Consider the following 22,498-nt stretch of genomic DNA (forward strand, 5'->3'; position numbering starts at 1 on the left):
TTGCTATTAAAATAAATAACTGATTGATAAGGAAATTGTTCGGCTTTTAAAATCAGATCCATCCCGACTCATATCTGCTAATCCCCAATCGGGAATAAGAGCAAACTCGTATCTACCTTTTTCAAAAGCAAATAGTGCAGATAAACCACCATTGATATCTTTTAGAAAATTAGATGTTGGCGATCCGTTTTTTTCTTTCTTATATTTGTTCTCATTAGACAGCATATTAACTATAAGAAAACCACCTAGTCCGATTGAAAATGAAGTTGTAGGAGATAAATTCTTGTGATAGCCATACATCATGCGAGTGCCTATATAAAATTGATCTATATTGCTGTTGGTGTTATAATAAAAATCATATAGTGAATGATGAATATAACCTATTGAAAGTTCCATCAACCCAAAAAATCTTTGCTTTTTATTTGGCATTTTGACCCACCCTCTTATCTCTGTAATTGTACCCGGGTTTGCATTTGTGCCCCAGTCGCTGAGGTTTGAAATAGTAGATAAGCCAAGTCCTAGTCCAAGCCCGGATTCATAAAATTTTCTGTCTTTTGTAGAGATTGAGCTGTTTTTGTTTTTTGAGTATATTCTCTCTTTACCATAAATTTCATCTTTATAAATGTCATTATTCTCGGTTACTGCTGTTTTTTGATTATCTGGGACAAAAATATCAGCAGAAGTTTTAATGTTCTTCGTTTTATCATATTGATCTTTCACCTTGTACCAATTGCACCTCAATAAAGGATATGGATTTTCTATTCGTAGATCATCCAAAATGGTCTTGTTATATTCTTCTTCACCATCCAAACTTCCAAATAATAAAGCATTTGTCATAGCAATAGGATCTATTTTAGCCTGAGATTCTGCAATTTGAATAAAAGATGTGGCTTGTCCTTCTATTATAGCTTTCAATATTTTTTGATCTTTTACCCATTGCTTGTCCGCTTCATTCTTTATGCTTGTATAAATTTGCGGATAATATTTTTTTACGATGTTGATATTATCTGATTGTGAGTATACCGATAATACAAACAGTATAAAAATAGTAGTTAGTGATAGTTGCTTTGTTCCCATATTCATTAAGGTGTGTTGGTTATTCAAGGTCTTTTTATATTAAGACTAAAGAAGTGTCAAAAAGTTTAAAAGATAGATGATGGTTTTACGAAATTGTAATAACAAATAAACTAGGTAGACTTTAATTCTGTCAACTTGTCTTTTCTTATTTTCCTGATGATTCTTCCTTTCAGGACTTTTTGGCAGTTTATCGTTTTGGCATAGATTTCGCTATAGTTTGACTGAGAATATCAATATAAAATAGATCAAACAAATAATAAAAAATTAGAATTATGAGTATTAAACCTTTAGCAGATAGAGTGCTTGTTAAGCCAGCTGCGGCAGAAGAAAAAACTGTAGGAGGAATCATTATTCCTGATACCGCAAAAGAAAAACCATTGAAAGGCGAAGTTGTTGCCGTAGGTAACGGAACAAAAGACGAAGAAATGGTATTGAAAGCCGGGGATCAGGTACTTTATGGTAAATATGCCGGTACTGAAATAGAATTGGAAGGCGAAAACTTTCTGATTATGCGTCAGTCTGATGTACTTGCTATAATTTAAGGTCGCAGACCTTTTTATAGCTTTGGTTAGCATAAAAACCAGAGGTAGTTATATTTAAAATATAGCAATAAATATTTAACGGTATTTTTAAAGAATTAAAAAATCATGGCTAAAGAAATTAAATTTAATATTGATGCTCGTGACGAACTTAAGAAAGGCGTCGATGCATTAGCAAATGCAGTAAAAGTAACATTAGGTCCAAAAGGTCGTAATGTAATTTTAGAAAAAAAATTCGGTGCACCTCATATCACTAAAGACGGTGTGACTGTAGCAAAAGAAGTTGAATTGGAATGCCCATTCCAAAATATGGGAGCTCAACTTGTAAAAGAAGTAGCTTCTAAAACAAATGATGATGCAGGTGATGGAACAACTACAGCAACTGTATTGGCTCAATCGATCATCAGCGTTGGTTTGAAAAATGTAACAGCAGGTGCTAATCCCATGGATTTGAAACGTGGTATAGACAAAGCTGTTGCTAAAGTTGTTGCTAACCTTAAAGCTCAATCGGTAGCAATTGGCGACGATTTACAAAAAATAGAGAACGTAGCTAAAATTTCGGCAAATGGCGATGAGACTATCGGTAAGCTGATTGCTGAGGCTATGGGTAAAGTGAAAAAAGAAGGTGTAATCACTGTAGAAGAAGCTAAAGGTACTGAAACTTACGTTGACGTAGTAGAAGGTATGCAATTCGACAGAGGTTATATCTCTCCATATTTTGTGACAGATACTGAAAAAATGGAAGCTGATTTAGAGAATCCATATGTTCTTATCTATGACAAAAAGATTTCGGTACTGAAAGATATTCTGCCAATACTCGAAAAAACTGTTCAATCGGGACGTCCTCTATTGATTATTGCAGAAGACATCGATTCTGAAGCATTGACTACTTTGGTGGTTAACCGTCTTCGTGGTTCGTTGAAAATTGCAGCAGTAAAAGCTCCGGGATTTGGCGACCGTCGTAAGGAAATGTTGGAAGACATAGCAGTACTTACAGGTGGTGTGGTTATCTCAGAAGAAAAAGGTATCAGATTAGATGCAGCTACTATCGAAATGCTTGGTACTGCTGATAAAATTACTATCAACAAAGACAATACTACAATCGTAAACGGTGCAGGCGATAAAGCTGCAATTGCTGCACGTGTAGGTCAAATCAAAACTCAAATCGAAAAAACAACTTCGGACTACGATCGCGAAAAACTTCAGGAGCGTCTTGCTAAATTAGCAGGTGGTGTTGCAGTTCTTTACGTAGGCGCTCCATCAGAAGTGGAGATGAAAGAGAAAAAAGACCGTGTAGACGATGCTCTTTCTGCAACTCGTGCTGCTATCGAAGAAGGTACAGTACCCGGAGGTGGTGTTGCATATATCCGTGCAATCGAATCTCTTGATGGCTTGAAAGGCGAAAATGAAGACGAGACTACAGGTATCGAAATCATCAAACGTGCGATCGAAGAACCACTTCGTCAGATTGTAAACAACTGCGGAAGAGAAGGTGCAGTAGTAGTACAAAAAGTACGTGAAGGCAAAGGAAACTTCGGATACAACGCTCGTCTTGATATTTATGAAGACTTAGTGGCATCAGGAGTTATCGACCCTGCTAAAGTAGCACGTGTAGCACTTGAAAATGCTGCATCTATCGCAGGTATGTTCTTAACTACAGAATGTATTATCGCAGATAAAAAAGAAGAAAATGCAGGTCCAGCGATGCCTCCTATGGGTGGCGGAATGGGTGGAATGATGTAATTCGTCATTCGCTGTAATAAAGAATTAATGATAGAAAACGCTTTCGGATATTTCCGGAAGCGTTTTTATTTTATGGATAGAAATAAGGTAGTAGTCGTGATGCTGTTTTAGGTAAATTGGTTTTTATTCAGTATGTTTGAGTCTTGCTATGACCAATTGAAATAAACAGGTCTGTGACCTCTAAAATAATCTTTCTATGAAATTTCAGAAAATAACGATGATCGATGCTTGTCGTTTAACGGAGAATGCAATTCCCGAAATTCAAAAACTATCAATCGAACCTCTTAAATTATATTGGAGCTATCCTTCGTCAGAAGAAGAGGTGATCGAACGAATTGGTGATAGTGATTGTATATTAGTGAGTTTTCAGACACAACTTACTCCTAAGATTATAGCAGCTGCTCCCAATCTGAAGTATATTGGTATGTGTTGTAGTCTTTTCAGTGAAGAGTCATCAAGCGTTAATATTCCAGCTTCCAGAGAACGGGGAATCGTTGTAAAAGGTGTAAAGGATTATGGAGATGAAGGCGTTGTAGAATTTATCTTTAGTCAATTAATCAATTTAGGTAAAGGGTACGGCAAATATCAATGGAAAGAAGAGCCTTGCGAACTTGGAGGGAAAAGTATAGGTATAATCGGAATGGGTACTCTAGGTAAGATGGTTGCCGCTGCTGCCCGTTCATTTGGGATGAAGGTTTACTATTATAGTAAAACACGGAAGGCAGATGAGGAGGCTAGAGGATCGGAGTTTTTACCTCTTAAAGATCTGATGGCTGCAAGTGATGTTGTAACTCTACACTTGCCTCGTTATACAGTTCTCGTGAATGAAGAGGAATTTGCATGCAAGAAGAAAAGCTCAGTATTCATTAATACTTCTTTTGGACCTTTATTTGATAAAGATGCTTTTGTTAAGTTTATGAATGCAGACAAAACTTCTTTTGCTTTTTTTGATGCAGATGGGGTGGGAGTATATTATAAGGAGTTTGCAGAAATGGAAAATATTGTACTCTATGATAAGTCAGCAGGATTTACACGGGAATCCAAAGAAAGGCTATCACAAAAAGCAATAGAGAATATGATTGCTTTTTTGAAGGAAGGAAAATAAGTTTTTTAGATTATGGTCTCTGAAAATAAAATAGGCTATTCCATTCGGAATAGCCTATTTCTATATAAATAGAATCTTTGATTCTTTTATTCAGCAGCAGGAGCTTCAGCTTGAGGAGCATCACCTTCTTTTCTTACTACAGGTCTGTCAGGACGAGGAGGGCGAGGAAGAAGAGCTTTGCGTGATAGTTTTATTTTGCCTGTTTTAGCATCAACATCTACCAATTTCACTTCTATCATATCACCTTCTTTAAGACCTGATTCTTCAATCGTTTCAACACGATCCCAAGATAGTTCCGAGATGTGAAGTAAACCGTCTTTTCCGGGTAAGAATTCGCAAAAAGCACCGTATGGCATTATCGAGCGAACTTTAGCAGTGTATATTTCTCCAATTTCAGGAACTGTAACAATACCTTTAACTCTAGCCATTGCAGCATCAATAGAAGCTTTGTTGGTTGCAGATATTTCTACACGACCTTGGTTGTCTACCTCTTCGATAGTAACAGTTGCACCAGTTTCTTCTTGAATACCTTGTATGATTTTTCCACCAGGTCCGATAACTGCTCCGATAAATTCTTTGGCAATCATTATGATCTCGATACGTGGAGCATTTGGTTTAAGATCTTCTCTTGGTCCCGATAGAGTTTCCAATACCTTGCCTAAGATGTGTAAACGACCCTCACGAGCTTGGTTTAATGCTTTTTCTAAGATTTCGAAAGACAACCCGTCTACCTTTATATCCATTTGAGTAGCAGTGATACCGTCTCTTGTTCCACAAACTTTAAAGTCCATGTCGCCTAAGTGGTCTTCGTCTCCTAAAATGTCAGAAAGTACAGCGAAATTTGTTCCTTTTTTCTCAGAAATAAGTCCCATTGCAATACCTGTAACAGGTTTCTTAATAGTTACCCCTGCATCCATAAGAGCTAGAGTTCCGGCACAAACAGTAGCCATTGAAGATGATCCGTTTGACTCCAAAATGTCAGATACAATACGTATCACATAAGGGTAGTTTGCAGGAAGCATAGGTTTCAAAGCACGGTGAGCCAAGTTTCCGTGACCAATTTCACGACGACCTACTCCTCTTTGTGGACGAGCTTCACCCGTAGAAAATGGAGGGAAGTTATAATGTAACAAGAAACGTTCTTTACCGTTGAATAATACATCGTCGATAATTTTCTCGTCTAGTTTAGTTCCTAGTGTAACAGTTGTCAAAGATTGTGTTTCTCCACGAGTGAAGATTGCCGATCCGTGAGCTCCGGGTAAATAATCTACTTCTGACCAGATTGGACGGATTTCTGTAGTCTTACGACCATCCAAACGTTTTCCTTCATCAAGGATAGAACGACGCATAGCTTCTTTTTCAACATCGTGATAATAGCGAGAGATCAAAGCTCCTTTTTCTGCTAATTCCTCAGGAGTTAAAGCGGCTTTATATTCGTCTACAATTGCTTTGAAGTTAGCAATACGTTCGTGTTTGTTTGTGTTACATGATGCCGCAACAACATATGCTTTATCATAACATTTTTCCCAAACGTCTTTGCGTAGATCTTCGTCATTTACTTCATGACAGTATTCCCTTTTTACAGTTGTACCACATAGCTCCATCAATTCGATCTGAGCTTGGCATTGTACTTTAATAGCTTCGTGTCCAATTTTAATAGCTTCAAGCATCTCTGCTTCCGAAACTTCTTTCATTTCGCCTTCCACCATCATTATATTGTCGATAGTAGCACCAACCATAATGTCCATATCTGCTTGTGCAAGCTGTTGGAAGGTAGGGTTTACTACAAATTTACCATCAATACGACCTACTCTCACCTCAGAGATAGGGCCATTGAAAGGAATATCCGATACGGCAAGAGCTGCAGAGGCTGCAAGTCCGGCTAATGCATCAGGCATATCTATGCCATCCGAAGAAAACATTGTTATAGTAACAAATACTTCAGCATGGTAATTGTCAGGGAAAAGAGGACGTAGTACTCGGTCGACGATTCGACATACTAGGATTTCAGAGTCCGAAGCACGCCCTTCTCTTCGAAGGAAACCTCCGGGATAGCGGCCTGCCGCAGCAAACTTCTCTTTATATTCAACTTGCAAAGGCATAAAATCTACACCTGGATTTGCATCTTTTGCGGCACACACAGTTGCCAATAGAATGGTGTCTCCCATTCGTAGCGTAACAGAACCATCTGCCTGTTTTGCTAACTTTCCTGTTTCTAAGGTGATAGACCTTCCATCACCTAAATCGATACTTTTTGTAATCGGTTTAATCATAATTCTTTTTTACTTCTTAAAATCGCATAAAGTTACTCAAAGTTTTTTAATTATCGTGTTGACAAATAGATTAAAGACAGCTTGATATGTAAAAGTTCGTTCTGAAATGTGTTTTTTGAAAATTTATACATATACTTGTTAAGTTTTTTAATAGAAGTAAACCTTTTCAGCTTTACGGCTGTTATATTTTACCAAAAACTAAAAATTTAATATTAAGTGATATGAAAAAGGGAATTGTTTTATTATTTTCAGTAGTCTTATTTAGTTGTAATAACAAACCTCAGCAAGCAGGACAAGCAGATAGTGCTGTTTTGCAGGGATCTGATACGGTGCCGGTAGTGGTTGACGAGCACAATGCGATGAATTCGCTTGATTATAAAGGTGTATACAAAGGTGTTTTGCCTACTGCTTCAGGTAGTGGTATGGATGTGATGATAGAATTGGCTGATAGTACTTACAATAAAAAGATACTTTATGTAGGAAAAGGTGATAAAGCCTTTTATACTAAAGGAAGCTATTCTTGGAATAAAGAAGGTAATACTATTACACTGGAAGGTGAAGAGAAGCCCAATCAATATTTTGTAGGAGAGAATACACTGACTCAACTTGATATTGATGGTAACAAAATAAAAGGAGAGATTGAAGAAGATTATATTCTGAGAAAATAAGAAAAAAGAGAGAAAAAAGAGAAAAGAGGCTCCTGCCATGTGATAGGTGTCTCTTTTCTCTTTTTTTGTAAAGTAAAATATCTATTGTGTCTCTTTTTTATTTTAACGATTGTATTACTGAACTAATTTTCATCTTAGATGTTTCTATATCACAAATCTGTTGGGTATTATATGCCAATAGTTAAGTAGATTTGTGGTTTTTAGAAGAAGATATTCTGGAAAAAGAAACATTTTTTAATGTTATATTTTATGTATATAGTAAATAGGTGATATTTTTTGTTAAACACAGTTTTAGCTCTTTTTCGATTTAACATTGAGGGGGTTATCAAATGTTTTACAATTTTAATGAATAGATTTTATTTAATACTCATAACTGTTAGACATCCACTTTTGAAAAATATGAAAGACAAATACAATTTAAATGATCAGGTCGTTTCTGCAATAAAAGGTTCAATACCCAAAAATGGTAATGTGATCAATGAGTTAATGGAGGTTCTACCCATTGGGAAAGAGGCTGTTTATCGTCGATTGAGGGGTGAAGTGCCTTTTACTTTTGAAGAAATAGCTAAATTGTCTTTGCAGATGGGTTTTTCATTAGATGCTATTATTGGTGTGAAAAACCAAGAGCGAGCAGTATTTCATCTTAATATGTTGGATATCGATAATCTGATCGAAGATTATTGTCTGAAGCTGGGCGAGTATATTCACTTCTTTCGTAAAATGCGGGATCAAAAACAATTGAAAGCTCGTTTTGCCTTTAATACATTGCCTTATTCTTTTTATTTACCTTTTGAAAATCTAGCAAAGTTTCGTCTTTATCGATGGTTTTATCAAGCCAATAATATGCAATCGTATGTTTCTTTTTCCGAATTAAATATTACGCAGGAGGTTTTGGATATGCAGGTGGCTTTTATTGAAGAAAGCAGGAGTATTCAAAAGGCTGTGTTTATCCTTGACCGCGATATATTTAATTCGATAATTAAGGATATAAATTATTTTTTTAAATTAAATCTAATAATGCCGGAGGAGCTTGAGCAGTTGAAAAGTGATCTTTTTGAGTTGATAAATGAATTGGAAACGATTTCGATATCTGGCATGTATAAGACTGGTACAAAGGTGTCGATTTATTTAGCTAATGTCGATTTAGAAGCGTCTCACTCTCATATTGAATCTGATATAGTTGGTTATTCTCACCTTAGGGTGTTAGCTGTGAATGGGTTGGATTCTCAAAACTCTAAGGTTTCCGATGCACAAAGGGACTGGATCGAATCTCTGAAACGTTGTTCTACTTTGATAACGCAGAGTGGAGAGGTGGATAGGTTTGCTTTCTTTAGAAAGCAAAGAGTTGCCGTCTCGAATATTGGACGTGATTAAATTTTGATTATAATTCTCCTTTTTTTATAATTTAATTATAATTTTCTTTTTTGTGGGTATTCTATTAAAAGATGTCTATTTTCCTTTTCCGAGTCTGTTTTTAGTGATTTTGTGTCTGTTTAGGGTTGTTTGTTAATCAAATACTCCTTTTTCGTAAATAAGCGTGCGATATTTTTTGAAATTGGTTGCTATAAATATAGTAAATACACGAAATTTAGTAAACAACTTCAGTGATTAATATATAATTTTACTCCCCGGAAAATAATAAATCAAAAGGTATGTTATTAAAAAAAGAAAGATGTGCAGAAATGAATTTCTTTCCTTCAACGTTAAAGTTTTCAAGTAAAAAGTTGTTGTTAAAAATCACAAATTTATTAAGTGTCAGAACTTAAATGACTTCTCGATATTAGCCTCCTCGTGAGGCTATAGTAGGCAGTGATGCTAAAGTCGTGGTAAAAAGAACATAGAGAAATTAATTAATATAGATAATCAATCTGAATTTTAAATTATGTTACTTATAGTAAAAGATCGCTTGAATTAGAACTCCTAAATTATGTATTAAGTAAATGGAATGTCAGTGTTAATTTTTTAACGTTGAATGCTTCCTCTGTGCCTTGCTGAATCAATTTACTGGATTGTTTGTCAATCTTTTAAGATTTAGTCTCTAGAATTGTTGCGCTAATTACTGAAATTAACGACTTTAAACACAACGCGGCTTAATAACTGCTAAAATTATCGTGATTGCTCTTTTTGCGATAAATGAAACAAACAAATAGAATTTTTTTATGAAAATAGAGAGGATTACTAAAGTTGCTGTTAACAAATGCTCTTTTTTCGCTTATTTCTTTACAATCTTTACATTTTTTGCTTCTGCCCAAGTATATGGGCCGGAGAAAGTACTACAAGGAAATTTTGGAACCGTTGACTCCAGAGGAAAAAACGGAGATAATGGGGTAGGAGAAAATATATATCCATTGCTTGATGCTACAAAATTGGGCACTTATTATCAGCCGGCACATACTGTTTTTAATAATAATATTCTGAAAGAGGTTCCTATCAATCCTAATGCAACATTCGGTAAGCCTTTGACCGAAGTCGATGGAGCTAAAACATCTTATAAGTGGGGATTAACTGAGACTTGGTACTCCGGTTATGCTAATACCTTACCTGACAAATCGAATAAAAATTCATGGCAAATAGTGCCTCATGCTCCTAATAACGGATACTATATTATTGCGACTTCCACTAGTGGTATGTATCATTTGCCATCATTAAGCGATAAGCCTTGGCCTATAACATTGTACGATCGTTATGAAACCGACTTACAAAATCCACGCAATTACTTTATGGTTGTAAATGCGGATGAGGATTCGAAGAAGGTCTTTTATAGCCAAGAAGTTCAAGTTGAATCGGGACAGGCATACCGTATGGGCCTCGATTTGGCTCAGTTAAATAACACGGGTGCTGCTCCTTCTGTAGCTCTTGTTATTGATAGTGACCCCACCAAACTTTCTACAGCTAAAGCAATTAAGACTATTACAATGTCGAAAGTCGGAGTGTGGGAGAATACTTATTTCGATTATGTGGTTCCATGTGGTGTTAAAAAAGTATATATAGCTTTCCGAAATAATGTAAGCGGTGGTGTCGGTAACGATCTGGCTCTCGATAATTTGAGTATGAAAGCGATTATTCCTCAAATTAAAACTTCAATGAGCAATTGTTCTAAAGGAACTTATACATTAACAGTTTCTACTCCTGAAGCTTTTCCTGCTGCTTCTTATACTTTTCAGTGGCAAATAAAAAATGGAAATACGTATAAAGATGTATCAGGAGCAACTCAAAACTTTTATACGGCTAATGCCGCCGGTGTATACAGATTGTCGGTATATACCAAGACAACAGGCGAATGCCGTATGTATTCTAATGAAATAGCACTTACTAAAGTTGACAACTGTTTAGTTGTAGTTAATCCCGTAGCCCGGGATGATGTTTATACAACATTACCGGCTACAAATCTCGAAGGAAATGTGTTAACTAATGATGCTCCGGGTAATGTGGGTGATGCTCTTGCGGTTGTTGAATACGAAATAAACGGAACTAAATATGCAGCAGGAACAACAGCTAAGATATATAAGGACAATGTTTTAGTTGGAACTATAACTCTCAATCAAAATGGAACTTTTCTTTTCATCTCGGTTCCTGGTTTAAATATGCCGTTTACTGTTCCCGATATTACTTATGTTATTGCCGAAAATACAGCGGGTCAGGCTTCTGCAAAAATAAAGATAACAGTCAAAGAAAAAGCAGTTCCGGTTATTGCTGTTAAGTATGATGCTTCATGTACTTTATGCTCTATTAAAGTTTCCTTATCAGGAACAAATATGTCAGATGGAATAAACTATTCGTTATACAGAGGTACTGAGAAGAAAGGGACTTTCGATGTTAATTATAAGTTGGAATTTGTAGAAACTGTCTCGGGAACTTTCGAATATACTGTCAAAGACGAAAAGGGAGGTGTTGTGAAAACATTCAGCATGACTGTACATCCTGCTGCTGTTACATGGAAAAAGGCATCGACAACTACTTTGTGGAGCGATTCGGCCAATTGGGAATCGCCAACAGGAACGGGTTCTCCTATCTGGTGTACCGATGTAACGATAGCAGAAAATGCAGCTACGTATCCCACTTTAGTGGCAGGTGATGCTTGCAGGGATATTACGTTTAAGAATGGTGCTACTGTCGGACAAATACAACAACTTCTTTATAGAAAAGCATTTGTGGAGTTGAATCCCGAGCGTAATAGATGGTATATGCTGTCGGATCCGTTGCGATATATGTATTCTGCCGATTATCATGGAGATATGACATGGACTAATGCGGAGTCTCCTAAAATATTTATGATGTATTTTAATGTTGCAAGCAGTAAAAATCCGGATGGACGTACAGGGTATTCCGTCGGAGATTTTTCTAAGCCTTTTGCAAAACTTGAAGAAGATCTACGTACAGGAAAGGGTTTTGCTCTGTGGGTGAACGGAAAAGCAAATGGTTTTAGCTACAACGACACAAGCTTTCCTACGGGTACGCCTTATAAATTCCCTCGCAGATTGGCTAATGGGAATGACGTATCTTATAGTTATCACGATAAAACTACCGGTAAGTGGTTAACTCCTGTCTCAAATCTGGATAGAGGAGATGTTGCTAGTATTCCAAATGATTCAGTATGGTCAGTCAGCCATGATAAGCTATCAGCACAGCAAAAGAATAACAGATACAGGTTTCTTTTTGAAGAATCGTTCTCTAATGGAGCTTCAACTGTAGCAGTAGCAGCAGGGACGACTAATATTGTAGGTAATCCGTTTATGTCGCATATCGATTTTGCAAAATTTGTGGAAGACAATGCTAATAATATATATGGCTATTACAGAATTTGGGATGGAAATAAATTTTATGCCTATGTAGCTGCCGGCAGCTCCGAAATGTGGAGTGGTTTGGGTGGTCTTTCAACAGAAACATCAGTAGAAGGTTTGTCACAATTTATCCCTCCGATGCAATCGTTCTTTGTTGAAACTAAGCCGGGTAAAAGCTCAATTGTTTTTAAACCACAGAATATATCTGTTGCAAAAACCGGAGTTAATGTAGAATTAAGATCACAAATTCAGGCAATAAGTGATGTCATTTATATAAGCTTGACAATGAATAATACTCAGAGTCAAACCATATTGGCAGCCCGTAAAGGAGCTTCATTAAGATATGCAGCAGGAGAGGATATCAAGAAATTGTTTTCACCGGGAACAGACATTCCTGAGATATATACAATAGCTGACGAAACGGAGGCTTTGGAGATTAACCTCATAGGTAATGACGATAAAAACACTATTATTCCCATTGGAATCCGTACCGGAAAAACAGGAACAGCAACAATCACAATCAAAGGAATAGAAACATTCACAGCCTATTCTGATGTCATATTAATAGATAAACAACAAAAAAAAGAGTATGATTTACGAAAAACATCATCTGTGTCCTTCGACAAAACATCCGGTAAAAATCTCGAAGATCGCTTCACTATTGAATTAAGACGAAGATCGACAACAGGCATTGAGAAGGAAACTTCAGAGGGCGATGAAATCAGTATGACCCTGACGAATGGTATCCAAATCGAGTCTGCTCATTCAGAATTGGAGCAGGTGGAGTTATTTGATACTATGGGACGCGTAGTATTCAGAAAAGATAAAATCCATGATAATACATATTTAATTAATGAGGGGGTAGTGGGCAAAGGTTTCTATTTGCTGAAAGCAAAAACAACGGAAGCTTCAAAGTCTTTCAAACTGGTTCTCTAAATAGAAAAAAGGAAATTAAATAACAAAAATCATGGCTATATCTGATTATACAAATAGTTTGGATCCCAATGTATCTTCAGAGACAGCAACCCCATTTAATAATGAGTTGCCATCTTCCGAAACAATGAACCAAATAGAAACAGAGACTACTGTGTCAAATACTACAGCCTATGCAGGCTATAATCCGAACGATGATGATAATGCTCCGGAGTTAGGAGCGGTCGATTCTCCTGTAGGTGATGCATGGGCCCCTCTGATTGTATTCGTTGTACTATACGTTGCACGTATTATTCATAAAGAAAGAAAAAAGATGAATCGCCTTTATCTAAATAAGATCTAATGAAAAAAATAAGCGTGTTATTCCCGTTCATGTTGATTACACTATTTAGTGTTGCACAGCAACTACCCAGTGAGCTTTATTACGAGCAGGAAATAAGCCCTAAATACACACGATATGATCATGGAAATGGATATACGAATCCCAATAATCCCAATAATGATTATAGTAATAATGAAATGTATGTTCAACGAATTGAATCATATTTCGAGGTAGAAACAGGATATATGGATAATCCTTACTGGACAGGCACTTGGTCAAGCTTTTCTTATCTTATTGAAATGTTTAATCATTTACCCAACTATAATATTTTCAAAGGTTATATGTTCTCTGATTATTTCAGCAATTTCTGGTCTAACATCAATAAGGATAAAAGTAATCAAAGCGAAAGAGATCGGTTTTATAAGGAGCTTAGAATGAGTACGACCGACCCACGGTCAGTCGGTTCTCCAGCAGAACATTCTCTAATCGTGATTTTGCTAATCTGTATGCTACATTTTATATACTATTCGAAAAGAAAAAAACAATTAAAAGGCTTTGTGTAAGTCAACAACAAATAATTACAAGATAAAATTAAAATGAAATTAAAAAACTTATTCCTTTTAGGAAGTATTGCATTAATGACAATGTCATGCGAAAAATCAGAAGATAGTGTAGAAGCCAGTCCAATGATCTCGGTAAAGTCGGCTAGTATTAGTTTGCAAATTGCAGGATCGGACGATCTTGGAACAAGATCGTCGGGAAGTCCAACTCAAGAAGAGAAGGTGCTTAAATTAGATGCGTTTGTTTTCAATGCAGATGGTTCTCTTGAAGCGTATAAACCAGCAACAAGTTCAGTTAACACAATCACTAAAGTGGATAATATCGCTGTGACTAGTGGAGCGAAAAAGATTTTTGTATTGGCAAATTATGCAGGTGATGCATCTTTGATTAAAACATTAGATGATTTGAAAAAGGTATCAGCAGATTTGAAAAATGAAAAAGACAATGGCCGTCTGATTATGTCTACAGATTTAGCAGATGTAACTATTCTTCCCGGAAAAAACTATATTGGATATGCATCAGGTGTTACAGATGGTACATCTCTTGCTCCTCACTCTTATTCATTAACCAGATTGGTTTCCCGTGTGAAAATAGAAGATATGCAATGGCAAAGTAGTGAATATACTTTTGAAGATCAAACTGCATTTGTGTTAAATGCTGCAAAAAACTCTTTTATTGTTTCAGCGACATCTGTGTCGGCTCCTTCTTCCTACTACGAAGGTCTTGCCGGATCAGGTGATTTGTTTCCATCAGAAAGTACAGTTTTATCGGGAGCGGACAACTTCTTGACTACAGTTGCCGGCAATAATAATACCTATTTTTACCTATATGAAAATCAACCGGTAAATAGTGTAATGAATTATCCGACTATTTTGGTAATACGGGCAAAAGTAAAACGAAGCAATGTATATGTAAGTAATATTCCCGGACGTGTAGATGCAAACGGATATACTTATTTTCCTGTAATTATTAATAAAGAAGGAACGTCTTCTACAGTTACAGGGGCAACAGATGGTCACACTTATATTAAACGTAACAATACTTATAGTGTAAAAACTGTAGTGAAAGGTCTTGGTACAAGTAATCCGTTTAGTTCTGAATCTCCGTCATCATTAAATGCTCAGGTGAATGTGGCTGCTTGGGCTCTGAATATTTCTCAGACAAATGTATTTGAATAAAGTTGTGTTTATAATAAGAGAGTGTTGAAAGATCGGGTTATATCCTGTCATATTATAAATAAATTATGTATTTTATAAGTTAAACAGTATTGACGACGGCAGGTATAACCTTATCGAGAAAGATTATCTCCCTACTTCGAAACTTGAAACAGCTCAAGTGAAGAAGAGGGAGATGGTTTTTTCTATTTTAAAGCTGACAATATTTGAGGGCTAAATAGGTTATAGTACCTACCGACGTTTTAAGAGCTTCCTCATCGATCAGAAAAGTAGGGGTGTGTAAACCTGTGCATTTTTTTTGATTGCCAATAACTCCATATCTGTAAAAAGTAGTAGGATAAAGTTGGGAGAAAAATCCGAAATCTTCGGCAGTCATTCGCTTCGGTAAACCTCTAACTTTATCTTCTCCTAAATATTCTATAGCAAAAGTTTTTGCCATCCGCGTAACTTCTTCATCGTTATACGTACAAGGGTAGCCATCATACACTTCTATGTGGCATTCACAGCCATAGGCTTTGGCTGTATGAATAGCAATATCTCGTATGATTGGTTTCAATTTGGTTCTTTCTTCTTCGTCCATACAACGAAGTGATCCTGCAAGAGTAACCATGTTGGGTATAATATTTGTTGCCCCGTTTGCAATGAACTTTCCGAAAGAGAGAACACATGGCTTGAACGGATTTGAGCGTCTGCTAACTACTTGTTGCATGGCAACAACTAATTGTGATGCAGCCAATACGGTGTCGTTAAGGTCTTGGGGGATAGCCCCATGCCCACCATTTCCGGTTATTTGTATATGCACTTCGTCCGCCGAAGCCATAACGGTACCGGGTTCAAACCCCACCGTTCCTACAGGATAGTCAATATAAGCATGTTGTCCAATAATAATATCGGGTTTATAAGTGTCAAATATGCCGTCTTTTAGCATAAGGCTGGCTCCTCCGGGGTGTTTCTCCTCTCCGGGTTGAAAGATAAAAAGGATTGTTCCGGCAAACTGATCCTTCATTTCGTTAATAATTTTTACCGCACCAAGTAAGCTTGCTGTGTGGGTATCGTGTCCACAAGCATGCATAACGCCTTCGCTTTTCGATTTAAAATCAATGTCATTTTCCTCTGTTATGGGCAAGGCATCCATATCTGCACGCAATGCAATTGTTTTGGATGAGGGCTTGGAGCCTTTAATGCAGGCTAAAATTCCATAACCTCCAATCTTATTCCGATATTCGACTCCCCATTCCTGTAATTGCTTCTCTATATATAATGAGGTATTCTCTTCTTCAAAAGAAAGTTCGGGGTGCTTATGCAGGTGTTTATAGTGACCTACTGTATCATTGTGATATTTCTTGACCTTCCCGGTAACAATTTCAACTAATTTTTCAGACATAATTCCTGTTTTTAAGTAAAAGAAAGAATTTAAGTAGTCAATGGCAATTAATGTAATATCTCTTGGTATGGGCAAGGCAGAACCTTACCCATAGATTCGTTATATTACTCAAGCTCTGCGACCTTAAAAACTACGACCTTAAAATTACAAAATATATTAGCTACTAAGTTTCATATCGACCAAAAGTATTCTAATTTTGTAACTTCAAACATCGAATCCGTTAAATATGTCACAATATGAATACGTGCTGAAATCCACAAAGCGGCGTGCACGTTTAGCTATCCTGTCTTTTTATTTTATTCAAGGACTCGGTTTTGCCAGTTGGGCAAGCCGTATTCCGGATATCAAAACATCACTCTCTATGAGTGAAGCAGCTCTGGGGACAGTTTTATTTGCTCCGGCTTTAGGGCAACTGGCAGCAATGCCTATATCGGGCACTTGGATTGCCAAGTATGGCAGCATACGTATGCTGGCTATTTCGATGGTGCTTTATTGCTGTGTTCTGGTAACATTAGGACTTGCGGCTAATGCAATCATGCTTTTTATTAGTTTGTTTTTCTTCGGATTATGTTCTAACTTCTTGAATATCGGAGTTAATACACAAGGTTTACGGATGGAGGAAATTTATGGCAGACCTATAATGTCTTCTTTTCATGGTGGATGGAGTTTTGCTTGTGCCCTAAGTTCCGTTTTTGCCCTTTCTATTGCACCGTTTAAAATCGAACCCTATATTCATTTTACTATAATTGCAGTATTGATGCTTGGCTTAATGGCTCTCAGATTGAAAGATTTGATTCCCGATCCTCCGAAAATAGATAAGGGACAAAAGGAGACGATTTTTAAAAAGCCCGAATTATTACTCGTCCAATTGGGGCTAATAGGATTCTTCGGGATGTGCTCGGAAGGAGCTATGTTCGATTGGAGCGGAGTTTATTTTAAAGAAGTGGTACACGCTCCCGAAATGATTACCGTTATGGGATTTACTATTGTAATGACTACAATGGCTATAGGACGATTTCTGACTGATAAATTATCTGTGAGAATCGGAAAGAAAAGAGTCTTGCAGTTGGGAGGGTTGTTGATTTTTACAGGATTGATGATTTCTGTGATATTCCCTTATCTGATTCCCGCTGCTATCGGCTTTATGATTGTCGGTTTTGGTATTTCGAGTATTGTTCCTACCATATATAGCATAGCAGGACGGAATACAAAAGGATCGCCCAGTATTGCCTTGACTATCGTTTCGAGTGTAAGTTTTTTCGGCTTTTTACTGGGGCCTCCCATTATCGGATATATAGCCGAACTCACGAATTTAAGATATTCTTATGCGGTTGTTTCCATGTTTGGTTTGAGTATTACGCTCTTGGTAAGTTTAATCAGGTCATTGAAACATGTTAGGTAAAATCTTGTGATATAGACTCAAGTGTTGTACATTTGCACTATACTCAAAAAGTAAAAGATGATTATAAAAGACGCTAAGTTCGTAATAAGCAATACCGATTATAAACAATGTCCCACAGATGGCAAGCCCGAATATGCATTCATTGGCCGGTCTAATGTAGGGAAATCTTCTCTTATAAATATGGTTACCAACCATAAAGGTTTGGCGATGACATCGTCAAAACCCGGTAAGACTCAGTTGATAAATCATTTTATAATAAACGATGAATGGTATCTTGTCGATCTTCCCGGATATGGTTATGCGCAGAGAGGTAAAGAGGGTAGGGAGACCATCCGTATAATAATAGAGGATTATATTCTTAACAGGGATGATCTTACTAATTTGTTTCTGTTGCTGGATTGCCGACATGAACCCCAGTTAATAGATATGGAGTTTATGGAGTGGCTGGGAGAAAATGAAATTCCATTTGCCATAATCTTCACTAAAATAGATAAATTGAGTAAGTCTAAAGTCAAAGAAAATCTGGCTAAGTATACCGATAAATTACAGGAAACATGGGATGAGTTACCTCCTATATTTATCACCTCATCGGAACATCGCATTGGTGGTGATGAAATATTGGATTATATAGAGAAAATAAATAAAGAGCTTAAACATAGGTAATGTTAATGGGGTTATGGACTAAGTTTCTAGGGTATATTAAGAACTATAAATATTCATTTCTTACATTTATCCCTCTATTGGTCTTGAGTTATTTGCTCAATGGGAAGATGTTTTTTGCAGTAATAAATATTGCATCTCTGTTCTTCTTATTTAATATACTGGCTAAAACGAAGTATACATTCTTAGTATCTTCAATTCTGGTGATTTTTATTACTTCAGACATTGTTTATTATCTATTATATTCATCGTCCATGTATGTGGGAATCTTATCCTCCATTATGGAAACTACTCCTAAAGAATCTAAAGAGATGTTCGGAGAGTTGTATATATGGATTGTTCCTGTTCTCTTAATCGTAATCTTTCTTGTCGTTAAGATGTTGGGTGAGCTGAAGAGAAACAATCTCAAACGAATTTATGCTATAGGTGCTTTTATCGGAATTACGTTTGTGTTGATACCTGTCTATCTTTTCGTTAATTTGTCAAGAGATAAAGATGTTCAAATTCAAGCTTTGTATGCTAATAATCCGCTGTTGTGGTCGCAAACCGTTATTTCTTCTAAGTTTCCTGTTGTTTATAATGATATCGCAATATATGTAGCTTATTTCACAGAGAGAATCAAGATAAACAACCTGTTGTCCTCACACAAGGAAATACCGGAAGGTCTTTCGCCGGACAGTACGGCACAGGTAGTCGAAAGGATTTATCTGGTGATTGGAGAAAGCTCTTTCAGGGGGCATTATTCTTTATATGGGTATGATGTTGAAACAACCCCTTTTCTGGATAGTTTAAAAAATAATACAGATCAGCTACATTATTATAATGCCATATCGCCTGCTCCGCTAACACGTGATGCAATCCGTTTTTCTTTGTCATTCGGAACTCCGTTAGATCAAGATGCCTTTTTTACTAAAAAAAATATAATTGAATTGGCCAAAGATCAGGGATATGAAACTGTTTGGATTTCGAATCAGGAAAGGGTCGGGTCGTTCGATAACTATACCGGAATGTTAGCTTCATCGGCTGATAAAACATTCTTTCAGACGAAGCATGAATTATATCGCAACGATTTAGATTTAATAAAAGAATTAGATTCATACAGTAAGCCTTCAACAAAACAATTTATAATATTGCATTTGGCAGGAAGTCATATGCCGTATGAATACCGGTCGGATAGCATTGCCGAGAAAGCTATTCCGTTGCATAATACTGTTAATGTTACAAAGTACGACAGAACAATACATTACACGGATCGCGTACTCAAGGAAATATATGATTATAGTATTAAAAATGATAAACAATCTATTATTTATTACTTCTCGGATCACGGAGAAAGTATAGGAAAAGGACATGGATTGATTAATGAGGGTATAGAGCAGTTCGAAATCCCTTTAGTGGTTATAAATAATAATACGGAAATAGCGATCGATTCAATTGTGAATCAATATATGCAGCCTCAGCTAAATGTAATAAATAATGTAAATTCAGTTTATATTTTAGCTGAAATATTGGGTTATAAAGTTTCCCGGAATCTGATTGATGCAGGACTGAAAGAAGGACGATATATTTATCATGTAGATGGCAGAGCCTATTTGTTTAATAAATTAAAGTAAATAAAAAGGTCTCAGACCTTAATTAAAGTATATGGATACAAAATATATGCTACGAGCCATTGAATTGGCCGAAAACAGTGTGAAAAATGGAGGTGGTCCTTTTGGGGCTGTAATCGTAAAAGACGGTAAAATTGTTGCCGAAGGTTCCAATTGTGTAACTTTAGATAATGATCCTACGGCTCATGCAGAAGTAACTACTATCCGCAAGGCTTGTAAAGAGCTTAATACATTTGAGCTAAACGGATGCGAAATATATACTTCTTGCGAACCTTGCCCTATGTGCTTATCTGCTATATATTGGGCACGTATCGATCGTATATACTACGGGTGTTGTAAAGAAGATGCGAAGAATATAGGTTTTGATGATTCATTTATCTACGAGCAAATTGAATTAAAACCTGAATTGAGAAGTATTCCTGCATCTCAAATATTACATGACGAGGCTTTGTCTGCTTTCAGAATGTGGGAAGAGAAAGATGATAAGATTGAATATTGATAACGTTTCAGACCTATTTGTTGGCTTCTCCAAACGTTGTTTGTCTATTTAAATATAACTAACTATACTTGTAAGTAATGACTTTTAAGGTAAGATATTAAATTTCGGCTTTTACTTAAAATATAAAAACATGCTAACCCGAGCCAAAGAACTTTATCTAAAATATCCGGCTACGTTACTAACTACTATTCTGTTTTTTTTATGCTCTCTGTACGCAACATTTGATTGCCCTGAGTATGCTGCGAAAATAAGTTTAGCCCATATTTTTTGGGCTTTAGTGAATGTAATTCTATTATTTTCGGTCGTATTTTTAATTTCGAAGATACCGAGGTTTGGTATCATATTCTTAATAATCTTATCATTAGTTTTAACTGTTGACACTACCCATTTGATGGCTTATGGGACAAGGATTATGTTTGGCGGAGTTGCTTCAATGTTCGAGACAAATAGAACAGAGGCGATGGGAATGGCCGGGCATCTTTTGCTATATGGTGTACCTGTTTTCTTATCATGTGTTGTCTGTTTATATTGCATGACCAGAGAATTGAAGAAAAGCAGATTGAAGGTTAGCGTATTTGTGGCTTTAGCTCTTATTTGTGCAATTGTCTTACCTATAGCATTGGTAATGAAAGATGTTCAAAGGTCGGATCATCGTAAAAATACTTTTAGAGAGTACCCTTTATTTGTTATACAAGAGGTTATCGGCTATCGCTACCCAATCGGGTATGGTAGTCTGCTTATTACTGCTGCATATTTGGAGGAGACTCGGAAAATGAACCAATTTGCAGATAAAGAACGAGTTTTGCCCGAAGGTGTAGAGTTTAAAGGATTGGAAGGAATGCCTCAAACTGTGTATGTTTTAGTTGGAGAAAGCTCATTAAGAACTCATTATAGCTTATATGGATACGATATCCCTACGACTCCTTTTTTGGATTCAATGTATCGGGAGCAACAATTATATAAAGAAGATGCTGTGTCTCCGGCGAGTTTAACACGGGATGCAATTAAAATGACATTAAGTTTTGCGACCCCTAATAATCAGAATCTTTTTTATGAAAACAACAATGCTGTAGAGTTGGCAAATCTGGCAGGCTATAGTACATATTGGATATCCAATCAAGACAAGTTGGGTGTTTATGATAGTAATATAGGTCTTATAGCGTCAAGTGCCAATCATATTGAATTCCATAATTATAAAAAAGATGATCTTGAATTAATCAATATTGTTGATAGTTTATACAATAAAGAAAAGCATCAAGTGTTTTTTATTCATCTGAAAGGCAGCCATCTACCATATCCCGATAAAAGTGATGAGAGAGACGATGTACTGGCAAAGTCATTTCCGGAAGATCGCAAAGGATTTCTTTCATATGATAAAACGATCCATCATACCGATAGAGTCGTAAAATCTTTATATGATAATATCGTAAGTAGAAAAGATTCCACATCCTCATTAGTATATTATTATTCAGATCATGGCGAAATAATTGAAACAGGACATGGATTTTTGAATCATGGAATTGAGCAGTTCTTAATTCCGTTTATAGCAATTCCGCATAATTTCCAATTTAGTTGGCAGGACATGATAAACCGTTATCTGAATAACGGGGAGTTCAATAGTGTGAATTTTATAAATATTTTTGCTCAAAGTATTGGTTATTCATTATCAGATGAATTTGCTGACAGAGCTAAAAGTGATGGACCTTACTACTACCATGTCGACCGTAAAGTGTATAATTTTAATGATATAAAGAAATAATTTGGAA

At 36.3% G+C, this 22,498-nt stretch carries 18 protein-coding genes; 14 read left to right on the forward strand and 4 right to left on the reverse strand.

Annotated features, from left to right (window positions below; genetic code table 11):
- Positions 1-6: 6 nt before the first annotated feature.
- Positions 7-1,077, reverse strand: coding sequence for a hypothetical protein (locus CLV62_RS11785; RefSeq protein ID WP_146212734.1), 1,071 nt, complete (start codon positions 1,075-1,077; stop codon positions 7-9).
- A gap of 272 nt (positions 1,078-1,349) precedes the next feature.
- Between CLV62_RS11785 and CLV62_RS11790 the strand changes: the two genes are divergently transcribed.
- The 3 genes from CLV62_RS11790 (at position 1,350) to CLV62_RS11800 (ending at position 4,464) form a co-directional block, all read left to right on the forward strand.
- Positions 1,350-1,619 (forward strand): co-chaperone GroES, encoded by a 270-nt coding sequence (locus tag CLV62_RS11790; RefSeq protein ID WP_110310987.1) that lies wholly within the window; start codon positions 1,350-1,352, stop codon positions 1,617-1,619.
- Between the two features lie 105 nt (positions 1,620-1,724).
- Complete coding sequence (groL, locus tag CLV62_RS11795) at positions 1,725-3,359, forward strand: chaperonin GroEL (RefSeq protein ID WP_110310988.1); 1,635 nt, start codon at positions 1,725-1,727, stop codon at positions 3,357-3,359.
- 196 nt (positions 3,360-3,555) lie between these two features.
- The gene (locus CLV62_RS11800; RefSeq protein WP_110310989.1) at positions 3,556-4,464 is read left to right on the forward strand and encodes an NAD(P)-dependent oxidoreductase; all 909 of its coding nucleotides are present in this window, start codon (positions 3,556-3,558) and stop codon (positions 4,462-4,464) included.
- 86 nt (positions 4,465-4,550) lie between these two features.
- On the opposite strand, the gene pnp is transcribed toward CLV62_RS11800, so the two are convergent.
- Positions 4,551-6,737, reverse strand: a complete 2,187-nt coding sequence (gene pnp / locus CLV62_RS11805; protein ID WP_110310990.1) for a polyribonucleotide nucleotidyltransferase — start codon at positions 6,735-6,737, stop codon at positions 4,551-4,553.
- A 221-nt stretch (positions 6,738-6,958) separates the two neighbouring features.
- Here pnp and CLV62_RS11810 point away from each other — a divergent pair, with 221 nt between their 5' ends.
- The 6 genes from CLV62_RS11810 (at position 6,959) to CLV62_RS11835 (ending at position 15,180) form a co-directional block, all read left to right on the forward strand.
- Positions 6,959-7,405, forward strand: a complete 447-nt coding sequence (locus tag CLV62_RS11810; protein ID WP_110310991.1) for a copper resistance protein NlpE — start codon at positions 6,959-6,961, stop codon at positions 7,403-7,405.
- Between the two features lie 399 nt (positions 7,406-7,804).
- Complete coding sequence (locus CLV62_RS11815) at positions 7,805-8,779, forward strand: hypothetical protein (protein ID WP_110310992.1); 975 nt, start codon at positions 7,805-7,807, stop codon at positions 8,777-8,779.
- Positions 8,780-9,564: 785 nt separating this feature from the next.
- Positions 9,565-13,122, forward strand: coding sequence for a T9SS type A sorting domain-containing protein (locus tag CLV62_RS11820; protein ID WP_110310993.1), 3,558 nt, complete (start codon positions 9,565-9,567; stop codon positions 13,120-13,122).
- Positions 13,123-13,153: 31 nt separating this feature from the next.
- Positions 13,154-13,462, forward strand: coding sequence for a hypothetical protein (locus tag CLV62_RS11825; protein WP_110310994.1), 309 nt, complete (start codon positions 13,154-13,156; stop codon positions 13,460-13,462).
- Positions 13,462-14,004, forward strand: coding sequence for a hypothetical protein (locus CLV62_RS11830; RefSeq protein WP_110310995.1), 543 nt, complete (start codon positions 13,462-13,464; stop codon positions 14,002-14,004). The genes CLV62_RS11825 and CLV62_RS11830 overlap by 1 nt, the downstream gene beginning before the upstream one ends.
- Before the next feature lie 33 nt (positions 14,005-14,037).
- Positions 14,038-15,180 carry a fimbrial protein gene (locus tag CLV62_RS11835; protein ID WP_110310996.1) on the forward strand — a complete coding sequence of 381 codons (1,143 nt, stop codon included), beginning with the start codon at positions 14,038-14,040 and terminating at the stop codon, positions 15,178-15,180.
- Between the two features lie 187 nt (positions 15,181-15,367).
- On the opposite strand, the gene CLV62_RS11840 is transcribed toward CLV62_RS11835, so the two are convergent.
- Positions 15,368-16,561, reverse strand: a complete 1,194-nt coding sequence (locus tag CLV62_RS11840; protein ID WP_110310997.1) for a M20 metallopeptidase family protein — start codon at positions 16,559-16,561, stop codon at positions 15,368-15,370.
- A gap of 226 nt (positions 16,562-16,787) precedes the next feature.
- Here CLV62_RS11840 and CLV62_RS11845 point away from each other — a divergent pair, with 226 nt between their 5' ends.
- From CLV62_RS11845 to CLV62_RS11860, 4 genes are read left to right on the forward strand one after another with little or no spacing between them, the layout of a single operon-like run.
- A complete protein-coding gene (locus CLV62_RS11845; protein ID WP_110310998.1) occupies positions 16,788-17,963 on the forward strand; it encodes an MFS transporter in 1,176 nt (391 codons plus the stop codon).
- Positions 17,964-18,020: 57 nt separating this feature from the next.
- Positions 18,021-18,626: a ribosome biogenesis GTP-binding protein YihA/YsxC gene (gene yihA / locus CLV62_RS11850; RefSeq protein ID WP_110310999.1), complete on the forward strand. Its 606-nt coding sequence runs from the start codon at positions 18,021-18,023 to the stop codon at positions 18,624-18,626.
- A complete protein-coding gene (locus CLV62_RS11855; protein WP_110311000.1) occupies positions 18,626-20,236 on the forward strand; it encodes a phosphoethanolamine transferase in 1,611 nt (536 codons plus the stop codon). The genes yihA and CLV62_RS11855 overlap by 1 nt, the downstream gene beginning before the upstream one ends.
- A 46-nt stretch (positions 20,237-20,282) precedes the next feature.
- Positions 20,283-20,732 (forward strand): nucleoside deaminase, encoded by a 450-nt coding sequence (locus tag CLV62_RS11860; protein ID WP_185144264.1) that lies wholly within the window; start codon positions 20,283-20,285, stop codon positions 20,730-20,732.
- 153 nt (positions 20,733-20,885) lie between these two features.
- On the opposite strand, the gene CLV62_RS21945 is transcribed toward CLV62_RS11860, so the two are convergent.
- Positions 20,886-21,074: a hypothetical protein gene (locus CLV62_RS21945; RefSeq protein WP_221409243.1), complete on the reverse strand. Its 189-nt coding sequence runs from the start codon at positions 21,072-21,074 to the stop codon at positions 20,886-20,888.
- A gap of 49 nt (positions 21,075-21,123) precedes the next feature.
- Between CLV62_RS21945 and CLV62_RS11865 the strand changes: the two genes are divergently transcribed.
- On the forward strand, positions 21,124-22,491 hold the full coding sequence (locus CLV62_RS11865) for a phosphoethanolamine transferase (RefSeq protein WP_221409244.1): 1,368 nt from the start codon (positions 21,124-21,126) through the stop codon (positions 22,489-22,491).
- Positions 22,492-22,498: the final 7 nt, after the last annotated feature.

This window comes from Indolivaga alginatilytica (assembly GCF_003201355.1).
Lineage (GTDB): Bacteria > Bacteroidota > Bacteroidia > Bacteroidales > Dysgonomonadaceae > Dysgonomonas_A > Dysgonomonas_A alginatilytica.